Source organism: Albimonas donghaensis (assembly GCF_900106695.1).
Classification (GTDB): Bacteria; Pseudomonadota; Alphaproteobacteria; order Rhodobacterales; family Rhodobacteraceae; genus Albimonas; species Albimonas donghaensis.
Genome location: NZ_FNMZ01000004.1, coordinates 108,190 through 132,336 on the forward strand (window position 1 = coordinate 108,190; position 24,147 = coordinate 132,336).

19 protein-coding genes, 1 tRNA gene and 2 pseudogenes are annotated in these 24,147 nt (G+C 71.7%); 12 read left to right on the forward strand and 10 right to left on the reverse strand.

The features are described 5' to 3' along the window. Positions 1-45: 45 nt before the first annotated feature. Entirely contained in the window at positions 46-3,291 is a 3,246-nt protein-coding gene (locus tag BLV24_RS12640; protein ID WP_092682293.1) for a helicase-related protein, read from the reverse strand. A 234-nt stretch (positions 3,292-3,525) separates the two neighbouring features. Beyond that, the gene (locus tag BLV24_RS12645; RefSeq protein ID WP_092682877.1) at positions 3,526-4,110 is read right to left on the reverse strand and encodes a tetratricopeptide repeat protein; all 585 of its coding nucleotides are present in this window, start codon (positions 4,108-4,110) and stop codon (positions 3,526-3,528) included. Between the two features lie 306 nt (positions 4,111-4,416). Here BLV24_RS12645 and BLV24_RS12650 point away from each other — a divergent pair, with 306 nt between their 5' ends. After that, complete coding sequence (locus BLV24_RS12650; RefSeq protein ID WP_092682295.1) at positions 4,417-4,710, forward strand: SCP2 sterol-binding domain-containing protein; 294 nt, start codon at positions 4,417-4,419, stop codon at positions 4,708-4,710. 10 nt (positions 4,711-4,720) lie between these two features. After that, the gene (locus BLV24_RS12655) at positions 4,721-5,770 is read left to right on the forward strand and encodes an alpha/beta fold hydrolase (RefSeq protein ID WP_092682297.1); all 1,050 of its coding nucleotides are present in this window, start codon (positions 4,721-4,723) and stop codon (positions 5,768-5,770) included. 125 nt (positions 5,771-5,895) lie between these two features. Here the strand turns inward: BLV24_RS12655 and tgt are convergent, their stop codons facing one another. After that, entirely contained in the window at positions 5,896-7,026 is a 1,131-nt protein-coding gene (gene tgt / locus BLV24_RS12660; protein ID WP_245710548.1) for a tRNA guanosine(34) transglycosylase Tgt, read from the reverse strand. Between the two features lie 164 nt (positions 7,027-7,190). On the opposite strand from tgt, the gene BLV24_RS12665 reads away from it, so the two are divergent. Continuing rightward, a complete protein-coding gene (locus BLV24_RS12665; protein ID WP_092682301.1) occupies positions 7,191-7,559 on the forward strand; it encodes an SUF system Fe-S cluster assembly protein in 369 nt (122 codons plus the stop codon). A gap of 110 nt (positions 7,560-7,669) precedes the next feature. Here BLV24_RS12665 and chrA read toward each other — a convergent pair whose 3' ends face one another. After that, entirely contained in the window at positions 7,670-8,827 is a 1,158-nt protein-coding gene (gene chrA / locus BLV24_RS12670; RefSeq protein ID WP_245710549.1) for a chromate efflux transporter, read from the reverse strand. Positions 8,828-9,214: 387 nt separating this feature from the next. On the opposite strand from chrA, the gene BLV24_RS12675 reads away from it, so the two are divergent. The 3 genes from BLV24_RS12675 to tpiA all read left to right on the forward strand — a co-directional run bounded on the left by BLV24_RS12675 (position 9,215) and on the right by tpiA (position 10,901). Then, positions 9,215-9,571, forward strand: a complete 357-nt coding sequence (locus BLV24_RS12675; protein ID WP_092682305.1) for a HesB/IscA family protein — start codon at positions 9,215-9,217, stop codon at positions 9,569-9,571. A gap of 1 nt (position 9,572) precedes the next feature. Next, complete coding sequence (locus BLV24_RS12680) at positions 9,573-9,914, forward strand: TfoX/Sxy family protein (RefSeq protein WP_092682307.1); 342 nt, start codon at positions 9,573-9,575, stop codon at positions 9,912-9,914. A 246-nt stretch (positions 9,915-10,160) separates the two neighbouring features. Further along, entirely contained in the window at positions 10,161-10,901 is a 741-nt protein-coding gene (tpiA, locus tag BLV24_RS12685) for a triose-phosphate isomerase (protein ID WP_092682309.1), read from the forward strand. 108 nt (positions 10,902-11,009) lie between these two features. On the opposite strand, the gene BLV24_RS21980 is transcribed toward tpiA, so the two are convergent. After that, positions 11,010-11,735, reverse strand: coding sequence for a helix-hairpin-helix domain-containing protein (locus BLV24_RS21980; RefSeq protein ID WP_176954732.1), 726 nt, complete (start codon positions 11,733-11,735; stop codon positions 11,010-11,012). Positions 11,736-12,129: 394 nt separating this feature from the next. Further along, a complete protein-coding gene (locus BLV24_RS12695; protein WP_092682311.1) occupies positions 12,130-13,506 on the reverse strand; it encodes a DUF6456 domain-containing protein in 1,377 nt (458 codons plus the stop codon). A gap of 232 nt (positions 13,507-13,738) precedes the next feature. On the opposite strand from BLV24_RS12695, the gene BLV24_RS22560 reads away from it, so the two are divergent. Beyond that, a complete protein-coding gene (locus BLV24_RS22560) occupies positions 13,739-14,245 on the forward strand; it encodes a DUF6477 family protein (RefSeq protein ID WP_245710550.1) in 507 nt (168 codons plus the stop codon). A gap of 93 nt (positions 14,246-14,338) precedes the next feature. On the opposite strand, the gene BLV24_RS12705 is transcribed toward BLV24_RS22560, so the two are convergent. Continuing rightward, complete coding sequence (locus BLV24_RS12705) at positions 14,339-15,952, reverse strand: trimethylamine methyltransferase family protein (protein WP_092682313.1); 1,614 nt, start codon at positions 15,950-15,952, stop codon at positions 14,339-14,341. Positions 15,953-16,602: 650 nt separating this feature from the next. On the opposite strand from BLV24_RS12705, the gene guaA reads away from it, so the two are divergent. Beyond that, positions 16,603-18,165 (forward strand): glutamine-hydrolyzing GMP synthase, encoded by a 1,563-nt coding sequence (gene guaA, locus BLV24_RS12710; RefSeq protein ID WP_092682315.1) that lies wholly within the window; start codon positions 16,603-16,605, stop codon positions 18,163-18,165. Positions 18,166-18,486: 321 nt separating this feature from the next. Continuing rightward, a complete protein-coding gene (locus BLV24_RS12715) occupies positions 18,487-19,257 on the forward strand; it encodes a short-chain dehydrogenase/reductase (RefSeq protein WP_092682317.1) in 771 nt (256 codons plus the stop codon). A 260-nt stretch (positions 19,258-19,517) separates the two neighbouring features. Here the strand turns inward: BLV24_RS12715 and BLV24_RS12720 are convergent, their stop codons facing one another. Next, on the reverse strand, positions 19,518-20,327 hold the full coding sequence (locus BLV24_RS12720) for an SDR family oxidoreductase (RefSeq protein ID WP_092682320.1): 810 nt from the start codon (positions 20,325-20,327) through the stop codon (positions 19,518-19,520). A gap of 318 nt (positions 20,328-20,645) precedes the next feature. Between BLV24_RS12720 and BLV24_RS12725 the strand changes: the two genes are divergently transcribed. Continuing rightward, positions 20,646-20,721: transfer RNA gene (locus BLV24_RS12725), tRNA-Lys, on the forward strand. A gap of 108 nt (positions 20,722-20,829) precedes the next feature. Here the strand turns inward: BLV24_RS12725 and BLV24_RS22565 are convergent. Further along, positions 20,830-21,587 (reverse strand): annotated as a pseudogene (locus tag BLV24_RS22565) (transposase); the annotation flags it as partial. Positions 21,588-21,650: 63 nt separating this feature from the next. Between BLV24_RS22565 and BLV24_RS12740 the strand changes: the two are divergent. Further along, a pseudogene (locus BLV24_RS12740) lies at positions 21,651-22,073 on the forward strand (transposase); the annotation flags it as partial. Between the two features lie 97 nt (positions 22,074-22,170). Here the strand turns inward: BLV24_RS12740 and BLV24_RS12745 are convergent. Further along, positions 22,171-23,073: a LysR family transcriptional regulator gene (locus tag BLV24_RS12745; protein WP_092682328.1), complete on the reverse strand. Its 903-nt coding sequence runs from the start codon at positions 23,071-23,073 to the stop codon at positions 22,171-22,173. Positions 23,074-23,187: 114 nt separating this feature from the next. Between BLV24_RS12745 and BLV24_RS12750 the strand changes: the two genes are divergently transcribed. Beyond that, positions 23,188-24,036 (forward strand): DUF4437 domain-containing protein, encoded by an 849-nt coding sequence (locus BLV24_RS12750; RefSeq protein ID WP_245710551.1) that lies wholly within the window; start codon positions 23,188-23,190, stop codon positions 24,034-24,036. Positions 24,037-24,147 lie beyond the last annotated feature (111 nt).

A 24,147-nucleotide genomic window follows, 5' to 3' on the forward strand; every position in this document is an offset into this window, starting at 1 on the left:
TCGCCCCCGGGCCCGTCCGAGCGGGGGTTTCCCCCCGCCGCCATCTCAGTCCTTGTTCTTCAGCGCCATCAGGGCGGCGAAGGGATTGTCCGGATCGACCTCGTTGCGGCGCTTGTCGCGGGGGGGCGCGGCGGAGAATTCGCGCGGACGCTCTTCCCGCGGGCCGCCCTTGCCCTTGCCGCCCTTGAAGCCCTTGCCGCCGTCGCGACGCCCGCCGCCGCCGCCGGGACCGCCCGGCCCCTGGCCGGGACCGTCGCTCCGCCGGCCGCCGCCGCCGCCGCCGCCGCCGCCCTTGCCGCGGCCACCGCCGCCGCCGGGCCCGCGACCGCCGCCATCGGCGCGCGCGCCGGGCTCGCCGCGGGCGGCCTGGTCGCCGCCGCCGCCGCCGGCGTGACGCCGCGGACCGCGCCCGCCGCCGCGCGGACGGGGGGCCCAGGTGAAGGTGTAGAAGACCTGCATCTCCACCGGCTCGGCATTGGCCTCGCCGTCGGGCGCGGCTTCGGCCGCCGTTTCGGATTCAGCTTCCGCCGGCGCATCCGCCGGCGCGTCTGCCGGGGCCTCAGCGGGCGTTTCGACCGTCACCTCTTCGGAAGCCGCTTCGGGCGCGGCTTCTGCGGGGGCTTCTGCGGGGGCTTCTGCGGGGGCCTCCGCCTCGACCGGCGCTTCGGCCTCGGCCGAGGTTTCCGGTCCGGTTTCGGACCCGGCTTCGGCAGGCGCCTCGGGCGCGGTCTCGGCGGGCGCCTCGCCGCTTTCGGCCTCGACGCTCTCGGACCCGGTTCCGGCGGCCGCCGGCGCGTCGGTTTCGCCAGGCGCCTCGCTCGGGGCGGCCGCTTCCGCGGGTTTGATCGCGGGCGCCGGGGTCGGGGCGGGGGCGGGCTTGGGCCGCTCGCCCTTCTCCGCCTTGAAGCCCAGACCGGCCATCAGGTCGGCGAACTGGTCCAGCGTGCAGCCGGTGATCGACAGCATGTCCGCCGTCGCCTCGAAGCCCGCCCGCTGATCCTGACCGCGCAGCAGGTCGGCCAGACGCTCCAGCATGTCGATGCGGATCGCCCGCTCGCCGGCCAGGCGGTAGCCTGCGCGCGACCAGAAGCCGCCCGGCATGCCCTCGACCGCGGGAATCGTCACCAGGCCCGGAGGCGGCGGCGAGGGATACTCGTCGAGCTCCTCCCACAGCGCCCAGAGCGCGATGCGCAGGCGGGTCGGCGCGGGCTTGAGCAGCGCCGGCATGAACACCGTGTGCTGGCCGAAGCGGACCCCGTGCTTGCGCAGCAGGCCCCGGCCCTCCTGGTCGAGCTCCTTGACGTCCTTGGCGATCTCCTGCCGCGGGATGACGCCCAGCGTCTCCACCAGCCGGTAGCCGACGCCCTTGGCGAGCCCCACCAGGGCCTCGTCGTCGCGCATCTTGGTCAGCGGCTCGAACAACGCCGCGATGCGGCGGTTGATCCAGTGGGTCAGCCGACGCTCGACCTTCTGGCGCGCGTCGTCCGCGGCCATGTCGTCGACGAAGGCCACCACGCCCGGCGCCAGCAGGTCCGGCCCCTTGGCCAGGCGCCCCACCGCGTGTTCGCCCCACATCAGCCCGCCCTGTTCGGTCAGGTCGATCTCCGTGTCGGGCGCGTTGTAGAATCGGTCCGCGCGGCGCGAGAACTCCGCCTCCAGCGCCTGCGTGGAGGCCGCGCGCAGCGTCTTGGCCTCATCCCCCGTCGCGCCGGGGTCGGGCGTGAAGCGGAAGCCGTCGAGACGGCCCAGCACATGGCCCTCCGCCGACACTTCGCCCTGATCGTTCACCTCGGCCACCAGCCTCTCCTTCTGTTTCAACCGCCGCATCAGCACCGAGGTGCGGCGGTCGACAAATCGCTTCGTCAGCGCCTCGTGCAGCGCGTCGGACAGGCGGTCCTCGACGTCGCGCGCCGTTTCCCGCCAGGTCTCCGGCGCCTCCACCCAGTCGCGCCTCTGCGCCACATAGGTCCAGGTCCGGATGAAGGCGAGCCGCTTCGACAGCGCATCGATGTCCCCGTCGGTCCGGTCCACCATGCGGATACGCCCCGCCATCCAGTCGGAGGGTATAGCGCCCCGGTCCGACAGGAGGAACCGGTAAATCCGGCTGGTCAGCGCGGCGTGTTCTCCGGGCGATACCTTGCGGAAGTCCGGGATCTGGCAGACCTCCCACAGCTTGCGCACCGCCTTGCCGTCCGCGGCCATGCTCCGCACCGCCTCGTCGTCGGCCAGCGCGCGCAGGGTGGCGAGGTCGTCGGCCTCCCGCGCGCGGACCAGACCCGGAAGCTCGGGCGGGCGTTCGAGCGAGGCGATGAGCGCGTCCACGGTTCCGAAATCCAGCTTCGGATTGCGCCACATCAGGCGTCGAACCGGCGCGAAGCGATGGTTTTCAATGGCCTCTATGACTTCCGGGTCGAGCGCGTGGGCCTCTCCGGTCACGCCGAAGGTGCCGTTTTCGGTGTAGCGCCCGGCCCGCCCGGCGATCTGGGCGAGCTCATGCGGGCGCAGTTCGCGATAGCCGCGGCCGTCGAACTTGCCGAGGCTGGAGAAGGCGACATGCCGCACGTCCAGGTTCAGCCCCATGCCGATGGCGTCGGTGGCGACCAGGTGATCGACGTCGCCGTTCTGGTAGAGCGCCACCTGCGCGTTGCGGGTGCGGGGCGACAGCGCGCCCATCACCACCGCCACCCCGCCGCGCTGGCGGCGCATCAGCTCGGCGATGGCGTAGACCGAATCGACCGAGAAGCTGACCACGGCCGAGCGCGAGGGCATCCGGCTGAGCTTCTTGCCCCCCGCATAGGCGAGGGTCGAATAGCGGTCGCGGCGGGTGAAACGGGCTTTCGGGATCAGGGCGGCGATGGCGCCGCGCATCGAATCGGACCCGAGGAACAGGGTCTCGTGCAGGCCCCGGGCGCGCATCAGGCGATCGGTGAAGACATGGCCGCGATCGGGATCGGCGCAGAGCTGGATCTCGTCCACGGCGACGAAATCGGCGCCGATCTCCATCGGCATCGCCTCGACCGTGCACACCCAATACTGGGCGCGGGGCGGGGCGATCTTCTCCTCCCCCGTCACGAGGGCGACGACGGAGGGGCCGCGCAGCGCGACGATCCGGTCATAGACCTCCCGCGCCAGCAGGCGCAGGGGCAGGCCGATGACCCCGGTGCGATGGGCCAGCATCCGCTCGATCGCGTAGTGGGTCTTGCCGGTGTTGGTGGGGCCCAGCACGGCGGTGACGGTCGCGTCGCGGGGATGACCGGGCGCGGCGCCCTTGGCGGCGGGAGCGTCGAGCATCCGGGGCGTTCCCTCCGGGTTCGAGGGCGTGGCGGGGTCCGGATCGGGCGGGGGGCCTGAATGCGGACCGGGCGAGGCCGGGGCGGCGGGGGCGCGAAGGCGCGAGGCGAGTCGGGCGCGTGGGATCGGGCGCGTCTCGGGACGGTAGCGGGCGGGAGGCTCCGGGGCGAGGGGGGAGGCGAAGACGGGCGGGCGGAGGGGCGGGGGCGGAGGGCGGCGGCTCGGCTCGGGCGATCAGATGCCGCGGCCGTCCACGCTGGTCGCCAGCCGCGCGATGGCGTCCTGCGCCTGCTCGATATGCGGGTTGATGCGCGCGGCCTCCCGCCAGGCGGTCAGGGCGTCCGCGTCGCGGCCGAGCTGTTCGAGGATCACCGCGAGGCCGGTCATCGCCCCGTAATGCCGCGGCTCCAGCGCCAGCACGCGTTCGATATCCGCCAGCGCCTGGCCCAGATCGCCGCGCAGGTAGAAGGCGGTGGCGCGCAGGTTCCAGCCCTCGGCGAAATCGGGGGCGTGATCGGTGACGGCCCCGAAATGCTGAAGCGCGGTGGTCAGGTCCTCATGCTCCAGCGCCTCGCGCCCGCGGGTGAGCAGGAGGTCCATGCTGTCGGAGCCCGAGCGGTTCCAGATCCGCCGGATCTGCGATTCCGCCTTGTCGGCCGCGGCCTCGTCCCCCTCCGCCAGGTCGGCGAAGAGCGCGTCGAGCCGATCCGCGCGCGCCGCGTCGGCGTCCAGCGTCGGGTCCAGATCCGGGTCCACGAGCGGCGGAGACGATTCGGTTTCGGACCCCGGAGCGGGCGCGATCAGGGTCGCATCGGGCATGACGGGCGCGGCCCCGGGCGCGCCGGGGGCCGACTGGGCGAAGGCGGGGCCGCCCGCGACCCCGAAAGACGCGACGGCGCCGGTCAGGACCGAAAAGACGGCCGCGTGGATAAGAGCTGTTTGGCGCATCACGTCTGGCAGTTTAGCGTTGCGCGTGCGAAATGCGAGCGTCGCGCGCGCGACGTCCGCGTCAATTTCTCGGGATCGGCCCGGGACCGGAGGCGGGCGCCGCCGCGTCACGGCAAGACATCCGCGCGGGAGACGACCGCGCGACGACGCCACGATCGGCCGAAAGGACACCAGGCGATGAGCGAGACCCTGAACGAAGCCGCCGAACTGCTGCGCGAGCGGCTGGACGGCAACTCGGTGAACGGTTCGGTGAAGTTCGATGTCGAGGGGCTCGGCGCCCTGCGCATCGACGACGACGTGGTCAGCGTCGACGAGGGCGGCGAGGCCGACTGCACCATCTCGGCGGACGAGGAGACCTTCCGCGGGCTCGTCTCCGGCGAAACCAGCCCGACCTCGGCCTTCATGACCGGCAAGCTGCGGGTCGACGGGGACATGTCGAAGGCGATGGCGCTCGCCTCCGTCCTGTCCTGAGGCGCGGAAGATGAGCGCGCCGGACGTGGGCGGAGACGGCGGCGAGGCGCCCTGGCTGGGCGGGCTCGCGGGCGGGCCCGCGCCGGCGCGTTGCGAATGGCTGGGAGACGGGGCGGGCACGCGGCTGCGCGTCGCCCTGTGGCCGGCGGAGACGGGCGCCGGGGCGGGGACGGGGTCGGGCCCCGGGTCGGGGACGGGGGCGGGCGCCGTCCCGCGGGGTCACGTGATCCTGTTCCCCGGCCGCACCGAATACCTTGAGAAATACGCGCCGCTGGCCGGGTTGCTGGCGGCGCGGGGCTTCGCGGTGGCGTCGCTCGACTGGCGGGGGCAGGGCCTGTCGGACCGGCTGGCGGGGCGACTGGGCCATGTGGGCGATTTCGCCGAGTTCCAGCGCGACGTCGCCGCCCTGACCGCCTGGGCGCCGGTCGCCGCCCTGCCCGGCCCCCGCGTGCTGGCCGCGCATTCCATGGGCGGCTGCATCGGGCTGCGGGCGATCCTGACCGGGGCGTTGTCCTCGGCCGATGCGCGTCCGGCGGCGGCGATCTTCTCCGGTCCCATGTGGCGCTTCGGGCTGACCGGCGTGACGCTGGCCGCGGCCCGCTTCCTGTCCTGCGCCGCGGTGCGGCTGGGCTTCGGCCGCCACGCGGCCCGCAAGGGCGCGCCGGACAGCACCTATGTGCTCGACGTCGGATACGACGGCAACCTGCTGACCCCGGACCGCCCCGTCTGGGACGCGCTGGCCGAACAGGCCCGCGCCCATCCCGAGCTGACGCTGGCCATGCCGACCTGGGGCTGGCTGGACGCCGGGTTCCGGGAGACGGCGGCCCTGCGCGCGGCCCCGGCCCCCACCCCGGCCGTGCCGCGGCTGCTGCTGCTGGGCGCGGAGGAGGCGATCGTGTCGCCCGAAGGCGTGCGCGCGCACGCGGCCCGGGGCGAGGGCGCGGAGCTGGCGGTGATCGAGGGCGGCCGGCATGAGACGCTGATGGACGCCCCCGACAGCGCCGTGGGCCGGCAGGTCTGGGCGGCGATCGACGGGTTCCTGGCGAAGCAGGGCATCTAGGCGCGGCGCGAGGACGGGTTCGCGCGAGGATGTCAGGGGACGGGGGCGGCGGGTTCGCACCCGCCCTACCCGTCTTTCGCGTGGGCTGAAGGGCGGGAGCGAACCCGCCGCCCCCCACCGCCGCCTCACACCGGCGGCAGATCCCCCTGCGCCCGCTGCGCGTCGAAATCGGCGGCGAAGGCGTCGAGCCTCCCGGCCTCGATCGCGTCGCGCAGGCCCTGCATCAGCTCCTGATAATAGTGCAGGTTGTGCCAGGTCAGCAGCATCGAGGCGATGATCTCCCCCGACCGCACCACGTGGTGCAGATAGGCGCGGGAATAGCCCGAGCAGCAGGGGCAGGCGCATTCGGGGTCCAGCGGCCGCGGGTCGTCCTTGTGACGCGCGTTGCGCAGGTTCACCGGCCCGCGGCGGGTCAGCCCCTGCCCCGTGCGGCCGGACCGCGAGGGCAGCACGCAGTCGAACATGTCCACGCCGCGCCGCACCGCCCCCACGATGTCGTCGGGCTTGCCCACCCCCATCAGGTAGCGCGGCTTGTCGTCGGGCAGCTGGCCCGGCGCGAAGTCGAGGCAGCCGAACATCGCCTCCTGCCCCTCGCCCACCGCCAGCCCGCCGATGGCGTAGCCGTCGAAGCCGATGGCGGCGAGGGCCTCGGCGCTCTCGCCCCGCAGATCCTCCTCCAGCCCGCCCTGCTGAATGCCGAACAGCGCGTGGCCGGGGCGGTCTCCGAACGCATCGCGCGAACGCTGCGCCCAGCGCATGGACAGGCGCATGGACTCGGCGATCCGCTCCCGGTCCGCGGGCAGCGCCGGGCATTCGTCGAAGCACATCACGATGTCGGAGCCGAGCAGCTTCTGGATCTCCATCGAGGTTTCGGGGGAGAGCATGTGCTCGGACCCGTCGATATGGGAGCGGAATTTCACCCCGTCCTCGCTGAGGCGGCGCAGGTCGGCGAGGCTCATCACCTGGAAGCCGCCGGAATCGGTGAGGATCGGGCGATCCCAGTTCATGAAACGGTGCAGGCCGCCGAGGTCATGGACCCGCTGCGCGCCCGGCCGCAGCATCAGGTGATAGGTGTTGCCGAGCAGGATGTCGGCCCCCGTCTCGCGCACCGAGCCGGGCAGCATCGCCTTGACCGTGGCGGCGGTGCCCACCGGCATGAAGGCGGGGGTGCGGATCTCGCCCCGCGGGGTGGAGAGCGCGCAGCGCCGGGCCTTGCCGTCGCGCGCGCTGATCTGGAAGTCGATGCCCTGGGCCACGCGAGCGCCCTCCGATGCGGTTGGGGATGAAGCGGGCTGCATATCGCCGCGCGGGGACGGGGGAAAGGGCGGGAAAGCGGGCGCCGCGCACTGGACGCACCCCGTCGCGGTTTCTATATCGTGGGGCAGCACCCCGATCCCACGATCCGTCGCAAGGATATCCCATGGACGGCGCAGAGCCGCATACCCCGGCCGAGGGCGAGCCGCTCATCGGCGAATCGACCCCCGATCACCCGCTCTATGACTCGGTGGTCGAGGCGTGCCGCAGCGTGCACGACCCCGAGATCCCGGTGAACATCTACGACCTGGGCCTGATCTACCGCATCGCCATCGACGCGGAGGCGAATGTGGAGGTCGACATGACCCTGACCGCCCCCGGCTGCCCGGTGGCGGGAGAGATGCCCGGCTGGGTCGCCGACGCGATCGAGCCGCTGCCCGGCGTGAAGGCGGTGAACGTGACCATGGTCTGGGATCCGCCCTGGGGCATGGACATGCTGTCGGACGAGGCGAAGCTGGAGCTGGGCTTCATGTGAGCCGCGCGCCGCGCGGGTGACGATTTCGGGGGCCGGGCGAGAGGATCGCCCGGCCCTTTCCGCGTCCGGCCCCTTGGCGCGCGGGGGGGCGCGCGCGGGGGGCGGCGGCCTCAGCCGAGCCCGGCCCAGGCCAGCCCCTGCCCCAGGGCCGCGGCGCCGGCGACGACGATGACCGGCGACAGCTTCGCCTCGACCAGCGCCAGCCAGGCGGCGAGCGCCGTGACCGCGCCGCCCGCCGTGGCCGCGCCCTGCGCGAAGACCGGATCGTAGAGCGCCGCCAGCAGCAGCCCGACCACCGCCGCGTTGACGCCCATGAGCGCGGCGCGGGCGCCGGGGCGGGCGCGGATCGCGGCCCAGAAGGGCAGCGCGCCGGCCACCGCCAGAAATCCCGGCAGGAAGATCGCGGCCAGCGCCACGCAGGCCCCCGCCGCCCCCTCCGCCATCCAGCCCAGAAAGGCGGCGAAGGTGAAAAGCGGCCCCGGAACCGCCTGCGCGGCGCCGTAGCCGGCCACGAAGGCGTCGGCGGGGACAAGGCCGCGGGCCACGGTCTCGGCCTCCAGCAGGGGGAGCACGACATGGCCGCCCCCGAACACCAGCGCGCCGGAGCGGTAGAAGCCGTCGGCGAGCGCGGCGAGGGGGCCGAGGCCGGCGAGCAGCGGGCTCAGCGCCAGCAGCCCGGCGAAGGCGGCGAGGCAGGCGGCCCCCGCGCGCCGGGAGATCGGGGAGGAGAGGCCGGAGCCCGGAGCCTCCGCCGCCGGTTCGGGAAGCAGGAAGAGCCCCGCGAGCGCGCCGAGCCCGATGGCGCCGAGCTGCCCCGCGACCCCGGGCGCCAGCAGGGCCAGCGCCGCCGCGCCGCCGGCCAGCGCCTTTCGACGCGCGTCGGGGGCGAGGCTGCGGCCCATGCCCATCAGGGCCTGGGCGACCACCGCCACGGCCGCCGCCTTGAGCCCCATCAGCCAGCCGGCGCCGCCGAACCCGCCTGCGCCCGCGCCGGCCACGCCCGCCGCGAAGCCCGCCATCAGCAGGGCGGAGGGCAGCGTGAACCCGGCGAAGGCGGCGAGCGCCCCCGCCCAGCCGGCCCGCAGAAGGCCCAGCGCGAAACCGAGCTGGCTGGAGGCGGGACCGGGCATGAACTGGCACAGGGCCACGAGCTCGGCATAGGCGGCCTCGTCCAGCCAGCCCCGGCGCGCCACCACCGCCTCCCGGAAGAAGCCCAGATGCGCGGCCGGGCCGCCGAAAGACGTCAGGCCGAGGCGCAGGAACAGCACGAAGACTTCCGCGGCCCCGCCCGGGGGGCGCGGGACGGGACGGGGGCCGGGATGGAGGCCGGGATGAGGGTCCGAACGGGGCGCCGCGCCGGGGCCGTCCCCGGCCGGGGACGCCGCCGGCGGCGTCCCGGCGGCGCCTTTCGGGGCGCCTCCGTCCGATCCCGTTTCCGCGATCCCGCCGCTCGCCATGCGCGCACCCTCTTTTCTTCATGCTCTTCGCGACATAGATGACGTAGCAGACGCCGCCGCGTCCAATGACGCTTGCATGACGCGGTCCCGCGCCCCGAAGATTCGCCGTCCGGCGCCCGCCTGCGCGCGCGGCGAGGATGCGTCGACGACGCGGCGCGATTCGGCTATCATCGCCGCAAGCGGACAGGAGAGAGCATCATGTTCGGACTTCCCGGCCAGGCGCCCGTCACCCTGACCCCGGCGGCCGCGGCCCATGTGCGAAAGCTGATGGACAAGGCCGCGGGCGAAAGCGCCGGCCTGCGCATCGGCGTCAAGAAGGGCGGCTGCGCGGGCATGGAATACACCATGGACTTCGCCCCGGCGGCGGAGCCCCATGACGAAGTGGTCGAACAGGACGGCGCCCGGGTGATGATCGCCCCCATGGCGCAGATGTTCCTGTTCGGGACCGAGATCGACTACCGCACCTCGCTGCTGGAATCGGGCTTCGTGTTCAACAACCCCAACGTCACCGAGGCCTGCGGTTGCGGCGAATCGGTCAAGTTCGGGACCGCCTGAGATGGCCGTCGCGGGGCCTGCCTGCGAGGATCATCTGCGCGAGCTGTTCGGCGGCCTCGGCGACATCACCCTGCGCGCCATGTTCGGCGGCGCCGGCGTCTATTGCGACGGGGTGATGTTCGCGCTGATCGACGGCGAGTCCACGATCTTCCTGAAGGCCGAGGGCGTTCTGGCCCGGGCGCTCGCCGCGGGCGGGTCCGAGCCCTTCACCTATCAGCGCGACGGCGCGGCGCGGACCATCAACTACTGGCGCATGCCCGAGGACGGGCTCGAGGACCCGGCGGAGGCCCGGCTCTGGGCCTCCCGCTCGCTCGACATCGCGCGCGCCGCCCGCAAGGGCTGAGCGCGCGGCGCCCCTCCTCCCCCCCCGACCGACGAACACCGTTGAACGGCGCGCAGGCGCCGCGTCGACCCCAGCGCCTGCGTCGCGGTCGCGCCCGCGGCGCGGATCGGCGTGCCGCGGGTTGAGAGGGGCGCCGGACGGGCGTCGACACCCGCCCGCGACGGCAGGCCGTCTTTCCCCCTGCGGCCCGACGCGCTACCGCTTCGGCGACACCTAGGGACACCGCATCGAGGATCAGGAGAGGTCATGCGCCGCAAGCTCGCCGCCGGGAACTGGAAGATGAACGGGCTCGCCGCCCAGCTCGCCGAGATCGACGCGCTCGTCGCCGCCTGCCCCGCGCCCGGCTGCGACGTGCTGATCTGCCCGCCCGCCACCCTGCTGGCGCCGATGGCGGCGCGGGCCGCGGGCTCGGCCGTCGCCGTCGGCGGGCAGGACTGCCACCGCAACGCCTCGGGCGCCCATACCGGCGAGGTTTCGGCCGAGATGCTGGCCGATGCCGGCGCCACCGCCGTCATCCTCGGCCATTCCGAGCGGCGCGCCGACCATGACGAGAGCGACGCCGCCGTCGCCGCCAAGACCGAAGCCGCCTGGCGCGCCGGGCTGCTGGCCATCGTCTGCGTCGGCGAGACCGAGGCCGAGCGCGACGCCGGACAGGCCCTGAACGTGGTCTCCCGCCAGCTCGCCGGCTCCCTGCCCGAGGGCTGCACGGCGGCCAATCTCGTGGTGGCCTATGAGCCGGTCTGGGCCATCGGCACCGGGCGCACGCCCTCCAACGACGACATCGCCGAAATGCATGTCCACATGCGCAAGGAGCTGACCGCCCGCTTCGGCGAGGAGGCCGCGGGGATGCGCCTGCTCTATGGCGGGTCGGTCAAGCCGGGCAACGCCGCCGAGATCTTCGGGCTGTCGGACGTGGATGGCGGGCTGGTCGGGGGCGCGAGCCTCAAGGCCGCGGATTTCGCCGGGATCGTCGACGCCGCCGGCTGATCGGAGCGCGGGGCCACGCGCCCCCCTTTCCTTCCGGACAAAGCGAAACCGGCCGCGAACCCCCCAAGGTTCGCGGCCGGTTCCATGTTCGGCCCCCAGCTCGGTCGATCAGCTCGCGAGGAGCTTGTTCGCCTGGCCGATCCAGTCGTCGCGCACCGAGCGACCCTTGAAGGTCGTCAGGTTGTCGTCGATCCAGGCCAGGTTGGCCTCGTTCATCGAAGCCACCTGCGCGAAGGTGTAGATGCCCATGCCGTTGAGCTCGGCTTCGAGCTTCGGCCCGATGCCCTTGATCAGCTTCAGATCGTCGGTCACGTCCGGCGCGGCGTCGTAAAGCAGCGCCGGGGCGGCGGTCGCGGTCTCGGCGACGGCCTCGGAGGTGGTCTCCACAGCGGTCTCGGCGGTGGATTCGGCAGCGGTCTCGGCGGCTTCGGTCGCCGCTTCGATCGTCTCGACCGGCTCGAGCGCCTCGGTCCCGCCCGGCGCGGCTTCGGCCATGTCGTCGGGAATGGCGGGCGCGGCGGTGGCGGCCATGGCTTCGGCCACGGCGGCGCCGGCGTCGATCTCGGCCTCCACCACGTCCCGGGCCTTGGCCGTCGCCCGCGAGGCCGCCTTCTTCGCCTTCGCGGGGGCGGCCAGAGCCGGCGCCGGCGTCTCGGCCGCCGGCGGCGCCACGGGGAAGGGCATCGCCGCGTCCGGCGTGAGTTTCAGGAACGCCGCGAAGCGATAGGGCACGCCGAAGAACGGCGCCAAGGGCGAGAAGCTCATGGCGTAATCGCGCAGGGACTCATCCTCGCGCTTCATCAGGGAGAACCCGAGCGCATAGTCCGCATTCATCACGGAGCCTTTCTCTGTCGTTCTGTGGTCGTTCTGTCGGCGGTCGATCCGGGCGTCTTTCCTGGATCGATCCCGCCTTTCGCAGTGCGGCGACGATAGCGCAGATTTTTGTGCAATGCAACATCAGGCAGGCGACGTCGCGTCGAGATATCCACCTGCCGTTGTATGGCGATAGGCGGGAACCCGTGGATCGGCCGGCGCGACGGCCGATTTTTTCGATCGCATATCGGAAGGTCCGGGACCTCGGCCGGCGCCGCCCCCGACTCGCGGTCGGAACGGAAAACGCCCCGGCCCGTCGGACAGGACGGGCCGGGGCGCGAAGGCGGGGGAAAGGGATCGGGGCGCGTCGCCCCATATCGGATCGGGCGCGGATCAGGCGAGGATCAGGCGCGGGTCACGCGGCGGCGGGTCCGCCGGCGCGGCGACGTCGGACGGGGGCCGCGTCCTCCTCCGCCTCCGCGGGCGCGGCGGCGAAGCCGAAATGCTCCGACAGGCGGGTCAGCGCGATCTTCAGCACCACCTTGCCCGAGCGCGCCGACCATCCCATGCGGCGCTCGGTGGCCTCCAGCCCTTCGAGGAAGCAGCAGGCGCGCAGGGCGGCGTCGTTGAGCCCCGGCCCCAGCGCCTGAAGCGCGGCGGCGACGCGGGCGCGGGCCTCGGCCGGGCCCTCGGCGGGGGTGCGGCCGGAGCCGCGGGCGCCGCCATTGCCGCCCGGCGTCAGGAAGCGCGCCCAGTCCTGCGCCACCCGCGGGCCCATCTGGGCGCGCTCGAACAATTCGCGCAGCATCTCGCCGGCGGCCACCTCGCTGGAGGTCAGGAAAGGCTTGCCGTCCGGCCCCTTGCGGCGGGCGAGCCACCCCAGCGGGGTCTCGCCCATGTTGACCGCGAGGCTGCGGGCGCCGCCCTCCTCCTGCACGCGCCGCACGCCCGGGACCTGGTGCTGCCGCGCGAAGACGCCGGGGGCCTCGGCCATGCCGGCGGCCTCGGCGCCCGCCCGGTTCAGGCCCGCCCCCATGCCCGGCAGTCCGGGTGCGAGACCGGGGCGGGCGCGGGCGCGGGCGTCGCCGTCCTCGCTCAGCGTCCGCTTGAGCCAGGCGCGGCCGACCGAGGTGATCTCGTAACGCGCCATGCTGGCGCCGGTATGCACGCAGTGGATCCACTCCTGCGCGGCGAAGCCCCTGGCCATTTCCAGCGGGGTTCGGGCCAGCGTCAGAAGCGAGTCGTCGGCTTTCTTGAACACGCAGGCGACCTGGGCGCCGCGGGCCAGCGCGAGAAAGGCGCGAGGCTCGCTGAGACGGCGCAGGATGCGGCGGGCTTCCTTGGCCAACGCCCGCTCATCGGGGGCGCCCAGCCCGGAGGCGGAGGATTTTCGCGCCCGGGACGCGTCCGGACCGGGCGTGGCGGCGGGCATCGCGACGGTCCGATTCGAACCTTCGGGCGTTGCGCGTGGGGTCGGGACTGGGACTGAGGGGGACAACGCACTCTCCTTGGCAAGCGGCGCGGGGGCGCCGGGGTCGCGCGCGACGGCCTCGATCCGGGTCAGCAGATCGTCGAGGAGGGGATCGTCGCGGCGCTGCTCCACGCGCCTGACTGCGCGCAGAACCGTAGACGGGTGGCGCCCCGAAACCGCGGCCAGCCGGCGCAGCGGCTCTCCCAGCGCGACATGCGCGAGGTAGAGCGCGGCGTCTTCGGCGCGCAGCCCCCGCCCCTCGCACGACAGGGCCTGGCCGGTGAGGAGACGGCAGGACTGCAGGTGTTCGGCGGCGGGCATGGCGGGGCTTCCCTATGACGGCATTCGTCTAAAATTCACGCTATGGTTGATTCCTGAACAACTGATTAAACCCCTGTGGACAAGTTCGGGAAGCGCCATGCCGTTCAACCATTTGGATGGTGGGCGATCTGTGGACAGCGCGCGCTGCAATCGGAAGTTGCGCAACACCCGTTCGGGCGGAGGCAGGATGATGGCGGAAACCAAGACGACGTGAAGGACAAGGAGCCTTGCCATGATGACCTTCGCCGCCCCCCGCCGGACGATGCGCGACGCCGCCCCCCGGAACGTCCGCGCCGCGCCGCGCGCCGCCGAACCCCGAACTCGCGAACCCCGTATTCTGGAGGCCCGCGCCCCGGAGACCCGCGCCCCGGAGGCCCGCCCCTGCCGCCGCTCGGCCGAGCCGCGCCGCCCGGCCGCCGCCTCGCCCGTCCCGATCCACGCCCCCGCCGACCCGAAGGCGGACGCCTCCGCCCCCGCGGGGGAGATGCGCCGCCCCAGGGTGCTGGCCCGCGCCGCGCGCGCCGGCGCCGCGCTTTACCGGCGCGAGCATCACCTGCGGCTCGCCCTGCCCGGCGCCGCGACGGTGGCCGCGCGCGATGTGATCGCGCGGCTGTCCGCGCTGGAGGCGGATCTCGACGCCGCGCGCCGCGCCGGTCGCCCGGACTACGCGCCGCGTCGTCATGTGCTGGTGCTGTCGGCCCTGTTCGCCGAGACCGCATCGCGGATGGCGGGGGCCTGAGGCGCCGCCTCGCCGCCCCGCCGCCCCCCCGCCCCGCCACCCTGGGGCCCCGCGTCGCGCGGAGCGCGCCCGAAATGATCCGGGCGCGCGCGATCAGGTGAAGCTGTCGGGCTCCGCCGCCTTGCGCGCCGCCACGAAGGATTCGAGCGATTCGGCCACGCCGGGATCGAGCGCCGGGGCCTCGTAGTCGCCCAGCATCTTCTTCCACCGCGCCTCGGCCAGGCGCGCGGTGTCCGGGGCGCCGGCCTCGGACCAGGTTTCGAACGGGCGGTAATCCAGCGTCCGGGACCGCCAGAACGCGTCCTTGAAATTGCGCTGCGTGTGCTGGCAGCCCAGATAGTGCCCCCCCGGCCCCACCTCGCGGATCGCGTCCATCGCCTGCGCCTCCTCGGAGACGTCGACGCCCCGAGCCATGGAATGCAGGACGCCGAGCTGATCCTCGTCCATCACCCATTTCTCATAGGACGAGACCAGCCCCCCCTCCAGCCATCCGGCCGCGTGGAGCATGAAGTTCACGCCCCCGGTCAGCGCGGCGTTGAGGGTGTTCGCGGTCTCGTATCCCGCCTGCGCGTCGGGCAGTTTCGACCCGCAGAGCCCGCCGCCGGAGCGGAACGGCACCCCCAGGCGCCGCGCGAGCTGCCCCGCCCCCCACAGGATCATCGAGGCCTCGGGCGTGCCGAAGGTCGGGGCGCCGGAATTCATGTCGATCGAGGTGACGAAGGCCCCGAAGATCTGCGGCGAGCCCGGGCGCACCAGCTGGGCGTAGGCGATGCCGGTCATGGCTTCCGCCAGCACCTGGGTGAGCGTGCCGGCGACCGAGACCGGGGCCATGGCGCCGCCGACGATGAAGGGCGAGACGATGCAGGCCTGGTTGGCCGCCGCATAGACCTCGAGCGCGCCCATCATGGTGGCGTCGAAGTTCAGCGGCGAGTTGATGTTGATCAGCGAGGTCATCGCCGTGCGGTCCGCGAGCCCGCCCTGATCGGCGAAGAGCAGCTCGCACATGGCCACCGAATCGCGGGCGCGGGAGGGCTCCGTCACCGAGCCCATGAACGGCTTGTCGGTCAGCGTCATATGGGCGTGCAGCATGTCGAGATGGCGCTTGTTGACCGCCACATCGGTCGGCTCGCAGACCGTGCCGCCGGAATGCTGGAGCCAGCGGGACATGTGCCCCAGCTTCACGAAGTTGCGGAAGTCGGCGATGGTCGCGTAGCGGCGCCCGCCCTCGTTGTCGCGCACGAAGGGCGGGCCGTAGACCGGGGCCAGCACCAGGTCCTTGCCGCCGATCTTCACCGAGCGTTCGGGGTTGCGGGCGATCTGGGTGAAGCTGGCCGGGGCGGTGGCGCAGAGACTGCGGGCGAGGCCGCGGGGGATGCGCACCCGGTCGCCCTGCACGTCGGCGCCGGCCTCCTTCCAGCGGGCCAGCGCCACGGGGTTGTCCATGAAGGCGACGCCGGTTTCCTGAAGCACGGTCTCGGCGTTGGTCTCGATGATCGCGAGCGCCTCCTCGTCCAGCACCTCGAAATTCGGGATGCGGCGGGTGATGGCGGGGGCGGCCTCGACCACGCGGGCGGTGCGCTCGGCCCGGCGCGCGGCGCCGCCGCCGCCGCGGGCGCGCCGGCGGCCGGCGGGCGCCTCGCCGGACGCGGGGGCCGCCGCGGGGATCTGGGTCTGGTCGGAATGGGAGAAACCGTCGCCGTCCGCCATGGGAACCTCCTCGCGCGGGGATTCGGGTCACGCTCCGGCTCGCGGGGGCCGGAGGCGTGGTTTCCCGCAACCTAGAGCGCGGCGCCGCGGCGCGCGCCACGAATGCGCCGCCCCCCCGCGCATCTGCGACATGGACGGGGCGCGAAGCGGGCCGAACGATCGGGGGAAGGCGGAAGAGCGGGGCGGCGTCGCGGGCCCCGGCGGTGGGACCGGTTCGCAGGCCGCGCGTCGACCGCGGCGCCGGTCGCGAGGTCTCGCCCGCGCGGCCGCCATCGTGGCGCGCATGTCGCGGGCGCGGACGGCGCGGCCCGTCCCCTGCCCCGCCCGTGCTTCGCGCGCGGGAGAAACGCTTGCGGGGCTCCGGGCGGCACGCGGCGCGCGAAGCGACGGGCCAGGCCGCCCCGGTCTTGAAGCGCCCGCGTCCCGCCAGGCGCCGCCGCACGCGCCCCCGCCGCAGCGCCGCGCGGGCGCCGCGTCCCGACCCGCGCGACGGCCGACGCGCGGCTCCCGGCCCTGCCCCGCCCCGCCCCACGCCCCGCCCCGCGCCCGGCGCCGCGCCCGGCGCCGCGCCAGTCCCGCCCCTGCGCCTTCCCGCCCCCTGCGCCCTCCCGCCCGCTTGCGCGCCCCGGCCCCGCGCAGTAGCAAGCGCCATGACCCAGCCTGCGCATGACCTGATCCTCATCCTCGACTTCGGCTCCCAGGTGACGCAGCTGATCGCGCGTCGTCTTCGCGAGGCCGGCGTCTACTGCGAAATCCACCCCTTCGACCGGCTCGACGCCGGGGCGCTGGCCGAAAAGGCGCCCAGGGGGATCATCCTCTCCGGGGGCCCCGCCTCGGTGCTGGATGAGGGCGCGCCCAGCGCGCCCGAAGCGATCTGGGGCCTCGGCGTCCCGATCCTCGGCATCTGCTACGGGCAGCAGACCATGGTCCGCCAGCTCGGCGGCCAGGTCGCCCCCCATGACATCCGCGAATTCGGCCGCGCCCAGCTGACCATCGGCGACGCGCATCCCCTGTTCGAGGGGCTCGCCCCCGTCGGCGGGGCCGAGCAGGTGTGGATGTCCCATGGCGACTCGGTGGCCGAGCTGCCCGAGGGTTTCCATGTCATCGCCCTGTCTCCCGGCGCGCCCTATGCCGCCATCGCCGACGACGCGCGCCGCTTCTACGCCGTGCAGTTCCACCCCGAGGTCCACCACACCCCCTGCGGCGCCCGCATCCTGCGCAACTTCACGCATGAGATCTGCGGCCTGACCGGCGACTGGACCATGGCCGCCTACCGCGCCGAGGCGGTGGAGAAGATCCGCGCCCAGGTCGGCGACGCCAAGGTGATCTGCGGCCTGTCCGGGGGCGTCGACAGCTCCGTCGCCGCGGTGCTGATCCACGAGGCCATCGGCGACCAGCTCACCTGCGTCTTCGTCGACACCGGCATGATGCGGATGGGCGAGGCCGAAGAGGTCGTGACCCTGTTCCGCGACCACTACAACATCCCCCTGATCGCGGCGGATGAGAGCGACCGCTTCCTCGACGCGCTCGAAGGCGTCACCGATCCCGAGAAGAAGCGCAAGATCATCGGCGGCCTCTTCATCGACGTCTTCGACCACCACGCCTCGGCCACAGGCGGGGCGGATTTCCTGGCGCAGGGCACGCTCTACCCGGATGTGATCGAGTCGGTGTCCGTCTCCGGCGGGCCGTCCGTGACCATCAAGAGCCACCACAATGTCGGCGGCCTGCCCGAGCGCATGAAGATGAAGCTGGTCGAGCCCCTGCGCGAGCTCTTCAAGGACGAAGTCCGGGCCCTGGGCCGCGAACTCGGCCTGCCGGAGGCCTTCGTCGGCCGCCACCCGTTCCCCGGCCCGGGCCTCGCCATCCGCTGCCCCGGCGAGATCACCCGCGACAAGCTGGAGATCCTGCGCAAGGCCGACGCCATCTACCTAGACCAGATCCGCAAGCACGGGCTCTACGACGACATCTGGCAGGCCTTCGCGGTGCTGCTGCCGGTGAAGACCGTGGGTGTGATGGGCGACGGGCGCACCTATGAATATGTGCTGGCGCTGCGCGCGGTGACCTCGGTCGACGGGATGACGGCGGATTACTACCCGTTCCCGCATGACTTCCTGGGCGAGACCGCGACCCGCATCATCGGCGAGGTGAAGGGCGTCAACCGGGTGGTCTACGACGTGACCTCGAAACCCCCGGGAACCATCGAGTGGGAGTGATCCTCACGCGCGACTCCGCAAGCTGAAGGCGCTCCTCCCCTGGGGCGCCTTTCGCGTTTCGGGACGGGGCTCGCCGCCCGCGCCCGCCGTCACGCCCGCCGCCCGCGCCCGTCGCCACGCGCGCGCCGGGCGCAACGCCGCGCGGGCGCCCCCGGCCCCGCCCGCGCCACGGCGGTCGCGCGGCCCCGGGCCGTCCTCGCCCCGCCCCGGCCGCATCCGCCGGCCGCGGCCCCGCCTCCCCCCTCGCCAAGCCCCGACGCCTGCGCCAGACTGCGCGCCGAACGCCGCCTCGACGCGGCGACCCACAGGGAGGAGGACCCCATGGATCTGAACCTGCGCGGCAAGACCGCGATGATCACCGGCGCGTCCAAGGGCATCGGTCTCGCCACCGCCGAGGCGCTGGCCGAGGAAGGCGCGGATGTCTGGCTCGCCGCCCGCTCCGCCGATCAGCTCGAAGCGAACTGCGCCGATCTCGCGGCCCGCTTCGGGGTGAAGGCCACGCCCTGCCCCGCCGATATCCGCAACCCGCAGGACCTGGCCCGGCTGGCCGCCATCGCCGAGGGGCTGGACATCCTGGTCAACAACGCCGGCGACATCCCCGCCGGCCGCATCGACGTGGTGGACGAGGAGACCTGGCGCCATGCCTGGGAGCTGAAGGTGTTCGGCTACATCAACCTCTGCCGCCCGGTCTTCGGGGCGATGAAGGCGCGGGGCGCGGGGGTGATCGTCAACATCATCGGCGCGGCCGGGGAGACCTTCCCCGCCGGCTATATCGCGGGGGCGGCGGGCAACGCCTCGCTGATGGGCTTCACGCGGGCGCTGGGGTCGAACTCCCTGCATTCCGGCGTGCGGGTGGTGGCGATCAACCCCGGCCCGGTGGAGACCGACCGCATGATCACCCAGGCCCGGCAGCGCGCGACCGACCAGTTCGGCGATCCGGAGCGGTGGCGGGATATGCTCAAGGGCATGCCGCTGGACCGGGCCGCGAAACCGCGGGAGATCGCGGACATGGCGGCGTTCCTCGCCTCCGAGCGGTCAGGCTACACCACCGGCACGGTGATCACCATCAATGGCGGCGGCGCCCCCGCCTGACCCTGAGGAAGCCGCGCGGGAGCCGTCCCGCCCGGCCGCGCCCGGGCGCCCGCGCGGCGTTGCGACGGGGGCGCCTGGCGGGACCGTCTCCCCGCTCCGCAGGGGCCGCGCGGGGACATGGCGAGATCGCGCGAGATCGGGCGAGGTCAGGCGCGGTCGGAGGCGGCGAAGAAACCTCCCCGCCCTCGTCCCCCGCGACCCGCCGCGCGGGCGCCCCGGCGCGGCCTGGCGCGCGGGACGTCGCGCGGCGCCCCCCGCCCTCAGCCCGACACCACGATGCCGCCGTCGAGCGCGATCACCTGCCCCGTGACGTAGGACGACGCCTTCGAGGCGAGGAAGATCGCCAGCCCCGCCGCGTCCTGCGGGCTGCCCACGCGCCCCGACGGGTTCCGCGCGCCCACCGCGCCCCAGTCCACGCCCTCGGTCTCGCCGCCGAAACCCACGCCCGTCGACAGCATCCAGGTCGGGAACGGCCCCGGCGCGATGGCGTTTACCCGGATATGCTCGCCCGCCAGATGCGAGGCGAAGACCCGCGTCATGTAGTGGATCGCCGCCTTGGCCGGCCCGTAGGAGAGGTTGTCCATCGACGGCGTCCGGATCCCGTCGATCGAGCCGATATTGATCACCCGCGCCGGCGCCTCCGGGCTCGCCGCCGCGCGCAACTGGGGCAGCAGCGCCTGGGTCAGGAAGAACGGCCCCTTGGCGTTGGTGTCCATGACCTTGTCCCAGCCGACTTCGGGGAACTCGCCCAGCTTCGCCCCCCAGGCGGCGCCGGCGTTGTTGACCAGGATGTCCAGCTTCGGCTCGCGCGCCGCGATCTCGCGGGCCAGCGTCTCCACCCCCGCCATGCCCGAGAGGTCCGAGGGGATGGCGATGCACTCGCCGTCATAGGTCTCGGAAAGCCGGGCCGCGGTCGCCTCGCACACGGCCGCCTTGCGCGAGGAGATATAGACCTTGGCCCCCGCCGAGAGGTAGCCGGCCGCGATCATCTCGCCGATCCCGCGCGAGCCGCCGGTGACGAGCGCGACGCGCCCCTTGATGGAGAACAGGTCGGAGAAATCGATGGACATGAGGGGCCTCCCACAGCGTCTGCCGCAGCGTTTGCGCGCTTCGCGTTTCACGGGGCTCCGGGGGCCGGCGCGCGGCGGTCGCTTCCGGGCCTCAACGAGGCCGGGGCCGGACCGACGCGCGGCCCACGGGGCCGGGGCCGATCCTGTCATTCGTCAGTCCGCTTGAAAACACCTCGCGCCGCGGGGCGCGGGCGACGCCCTCGCGAGGCCGCAACGCCCCCCCGCGCCGGGCGCCGCAAGGTTCCCTGAAAAACCTGCGAGAAATCCGTCCCATCCCTCTTGCGTCCCCCCGAGCCGCAGGCTACCTAGCGCCCCGTCGGGTGATTAGCTCAGTTGGTAGAGCAGCTGACTCTTAATCAGCGGGTCGTAGGTTCGAACCCTACATCACCCACCATTATCAAGCACTTGGCGTGCGCACCGTCCGACTGTCCGAGGCCGTCCGAGTCGGACGGAATTCGGACGGCGAGACTGAAAACGGCCTCCCGCTTTGGGAGGCCGTTTTCATTTGGTTGGCGCTTCGATGGCTTTCCTGCGCACGCTTGGCGACCCGCGCCAGGCATTCCCGGGTGAAGTCGTCGACGACCGCCAGAACGCGGAACCGCCGCCCGCCGGTGAACGCGTCGGAGACGAAGTCCAGCGACCATCTCCGGTTCGGCCGATCCGGGATCTCCAGCGGCCGCCGCGTTCCCAGAGCCCGCTTGCGGCCGTCGCGGCGCTTCACCTGCAGCTTCTCCTCGGCGTAGAGCCGCCTCGGCTTCTTGACGTTCATCCTGACGCCCTGCCGTTCGAGCATGACGTGGACGCGCCTGCAGCCGAAGCGTCGGCGCTCGGCCGCGACCTCCCGGATCTTCGCGCGCAGCTCGGCGTCGTCGCCGCGCCGGCCGACATACCGGATCGACGATCGATCCACGGCGAGAACGGCGCACGCCCGACGCCGGCTCGCCCCGTGCGTCCCGCACAGATGCGCCACCGCCGCCCTCTTCGCATCGGGCTTCACCATTTCTTTGCCGCCACGTCCTTCAACATGGCGTTGTCGAGCATCGCGTCCGCCAGCAGCCGCTTCAACCGGGCGTTCTCGTCCTCCAAAGCCTTCAACCGCCTGGCGTCGGACACCTCCAGGCCGCCGAACCGCGCCTTCCATTTGCAGAACGTCGCCGAGCTGATCCTGTGGCGGCGGCAGACATCCGCCGTCGCCACGCCGCTCTCCTGCTCCTTCAGGATCGCGATGACCTGCTCCTCGCTGAACCTTGATCGCTTCATCGTCCGTCGCCTTCGTCACGACGGAACCTACCTCGGGATGGAGGAAAATCAGGGTCTCAGGTCAAAGGCTACGACGCCGGGAAACGCATCCATGGGCGCAAGCGGCATATCCTGACCGATACCGATGGCCGCCTGCTGGGAGTCGAGGTCCATTCCGCCGACGTTCAGGATCGCGACGGCGCGAAAGGCATGCCGAAACGGTGGCGGCGCGGCCACCCCTTCGTCGGGCGGGTCTACGCAGACGGCGGCTATACCGGACGCCTCATCGCCTGGGTGCGGACGAACGCCCATGTCGCGCTGGAGATCGTGAGGCGGCCGCGCGGCGCGACCGGGTTCGTCGTGATCCGGCGTCGCCGGGTGGTCGAGCGCACCTCCGCATGGATCACGAAGCACCGACGGCTGGTCCGAGACCACGAGCAGCTCAACCGCGTCGCCGAAGCTCTGATCATCATTGCGGCTATCGCAACCCTCGTCAGGAGGCGGTGAATGGCCCTCTCAAACGCACTATGAATGAGCAACACGATCCGAAATGGAGCCGTTCGCTGGATGGAACGCATGTTGCCCGGATATGGAAAACACCGCTTCACGGTCCCAAATTCGGCGCCTGCGCCATCTTCTGCTTGATGAACGACCTGAACTGCCGGACCCTAAGCGGCTCGATCCCGCCGGGCGGGCGCATGAAGTGAATGTTCCACTCCGGCACTATAGTATAGCCGTCCAGGACAGATACCAGTTCACCACTCTTGAGGTGCTCGGCGACTTCCCATGTGCATTTGCGCGCGATGCCGAAGCCGGCGAGGGCAGCCTCGGTAACACCCTCCGCAAGGTTGGTGACGAAACGCCCCGAGACTTTGACGGCGTCCTCCTCTCCATGAGGCCCTTTGAATTTCCAGTTCTGCAATGCGTCGCGAATTACGCAGTCAAAATGAACCAGATCCCGTGGCGTTTTCGGCGCGCCCATCGCGTTCAGGTAGTCTGGAGCCGCAACCAGAATACGCGGACATGAACTCAGCTTTTGCGCCTTGAGGCTCGAATTTTCCAGAGCACCCATCCGGATAGCGCAATCGAACCCGTTGTCCACGATGTCAAAAACCGTATCGCTGAGGTGGAGTTGCACCGTCAAAGCCGGATGCATCGACAAGAATTCCGTCACAAATGGCGCAATGTATTTCCGCCCGAATGAGGCGGGTCCAGCCAATCGCAAAGTGCCCCGCAAGACTTGATCTGCACCACTTACGTCAAGCATGGCGTCCTGCACGGTCTCGAAAATCCGCTCCGCATGTTTCAGCAACCGCTCGCCTTCAAGCGTCACGCTGACGCTTCTGGTTGTGCGGTGCAAAAGCTGCGCCCCCACCTCGGATTCGAGCGCCTGAATGCGTTGGGTCGCGCTCGTCGGCGACAAACCGAACTCCGCGCCGGCCTTGCCGATGGCCCCCAGGCGCGCTGCCCGAACGAACAATTCCAGCAATCTCAGATCGTTAATCATTATTTGTCACGGCCAAATAGTCTATTTACTTTTGACACCATTATCATCCCTCAGGCCCATAGTATCTCACGCCATGCAACCCGCCAAGACGCTCTGTCCACGAGAGTATATGACATGATGAAACACGCCCTTCTGCCCTTGGCCGCCATAGCCCTGTCGCTCAGCGCACAGCAATCCGTCGCGCAAGAAGCCAACGAGATCGTGAAGTTTTCGGATGTAACTTATCAGCCGCTCAACCCAGCGCGCGGGGACGCAAGCCCGCAGGCCGGTGTGCTGTGGGGGGACATCAGCAAAGACGTTCCAACCGGCGCCATCATCAAGTTCGGAGAGAACTTTTCTTCTCCGCCCCATATTCACAATATCACCTATCGGGGCATCGTTATCGAAGGCGCTGTCCACAATGACGATCCCGATGCCGCTGATATGTGGATGGGGCCGGGCTCTTTCTGGTCACAGCCAGCGGGTGAGCCACACATCACCTCCGCAGCGGCAGAGGGCGGCGCTACAATCTTTCTGGAAATTCTTGAAGGTCCTTATCTGGTCCAGCCGACCGACGAGGCTTTCGATAACCACGAACTTCCGGTGAACTTGGATTCAAGCAACGTTGTCTGGCTAAGCACGGATGATGTGACATGGATCGATCAGCCGGCGGCCAAGGACAACACCGCCGCCCCGCAGCTCGCCTATCTTTGGGGAGAGACCCGCGCGACGAACGCAACCTTCCTGAAAATTCCGGCAGGAACCTCTGGCACGCTTGAAAGCAATGCCGGGTTGCTCCGGGCCGTTACGATCTCTGGGAAAACTGACCTGACAATCCTGGAGGGCCCCACAGAAAACGCGTTGGTTCCCGGCAGCTATTTTGGCTCGGAAACGGGCGGAACATACGATCTGTCTTGCCTCCCCGAGGCTGACTGCATGCTGTATGTGCGGGCGGAAGGCAAATACACTTTCACGGGGAAGTGATTGCAGTGGCGCGGTCGCTTGAAATCTGGATGCGATTCCTCGTTCAAGCGACCGCGGCCCATTGGAAAAGGAGATACCGAGCTCCTGTCTCTTTCCTCCCCCGCTTCCCGA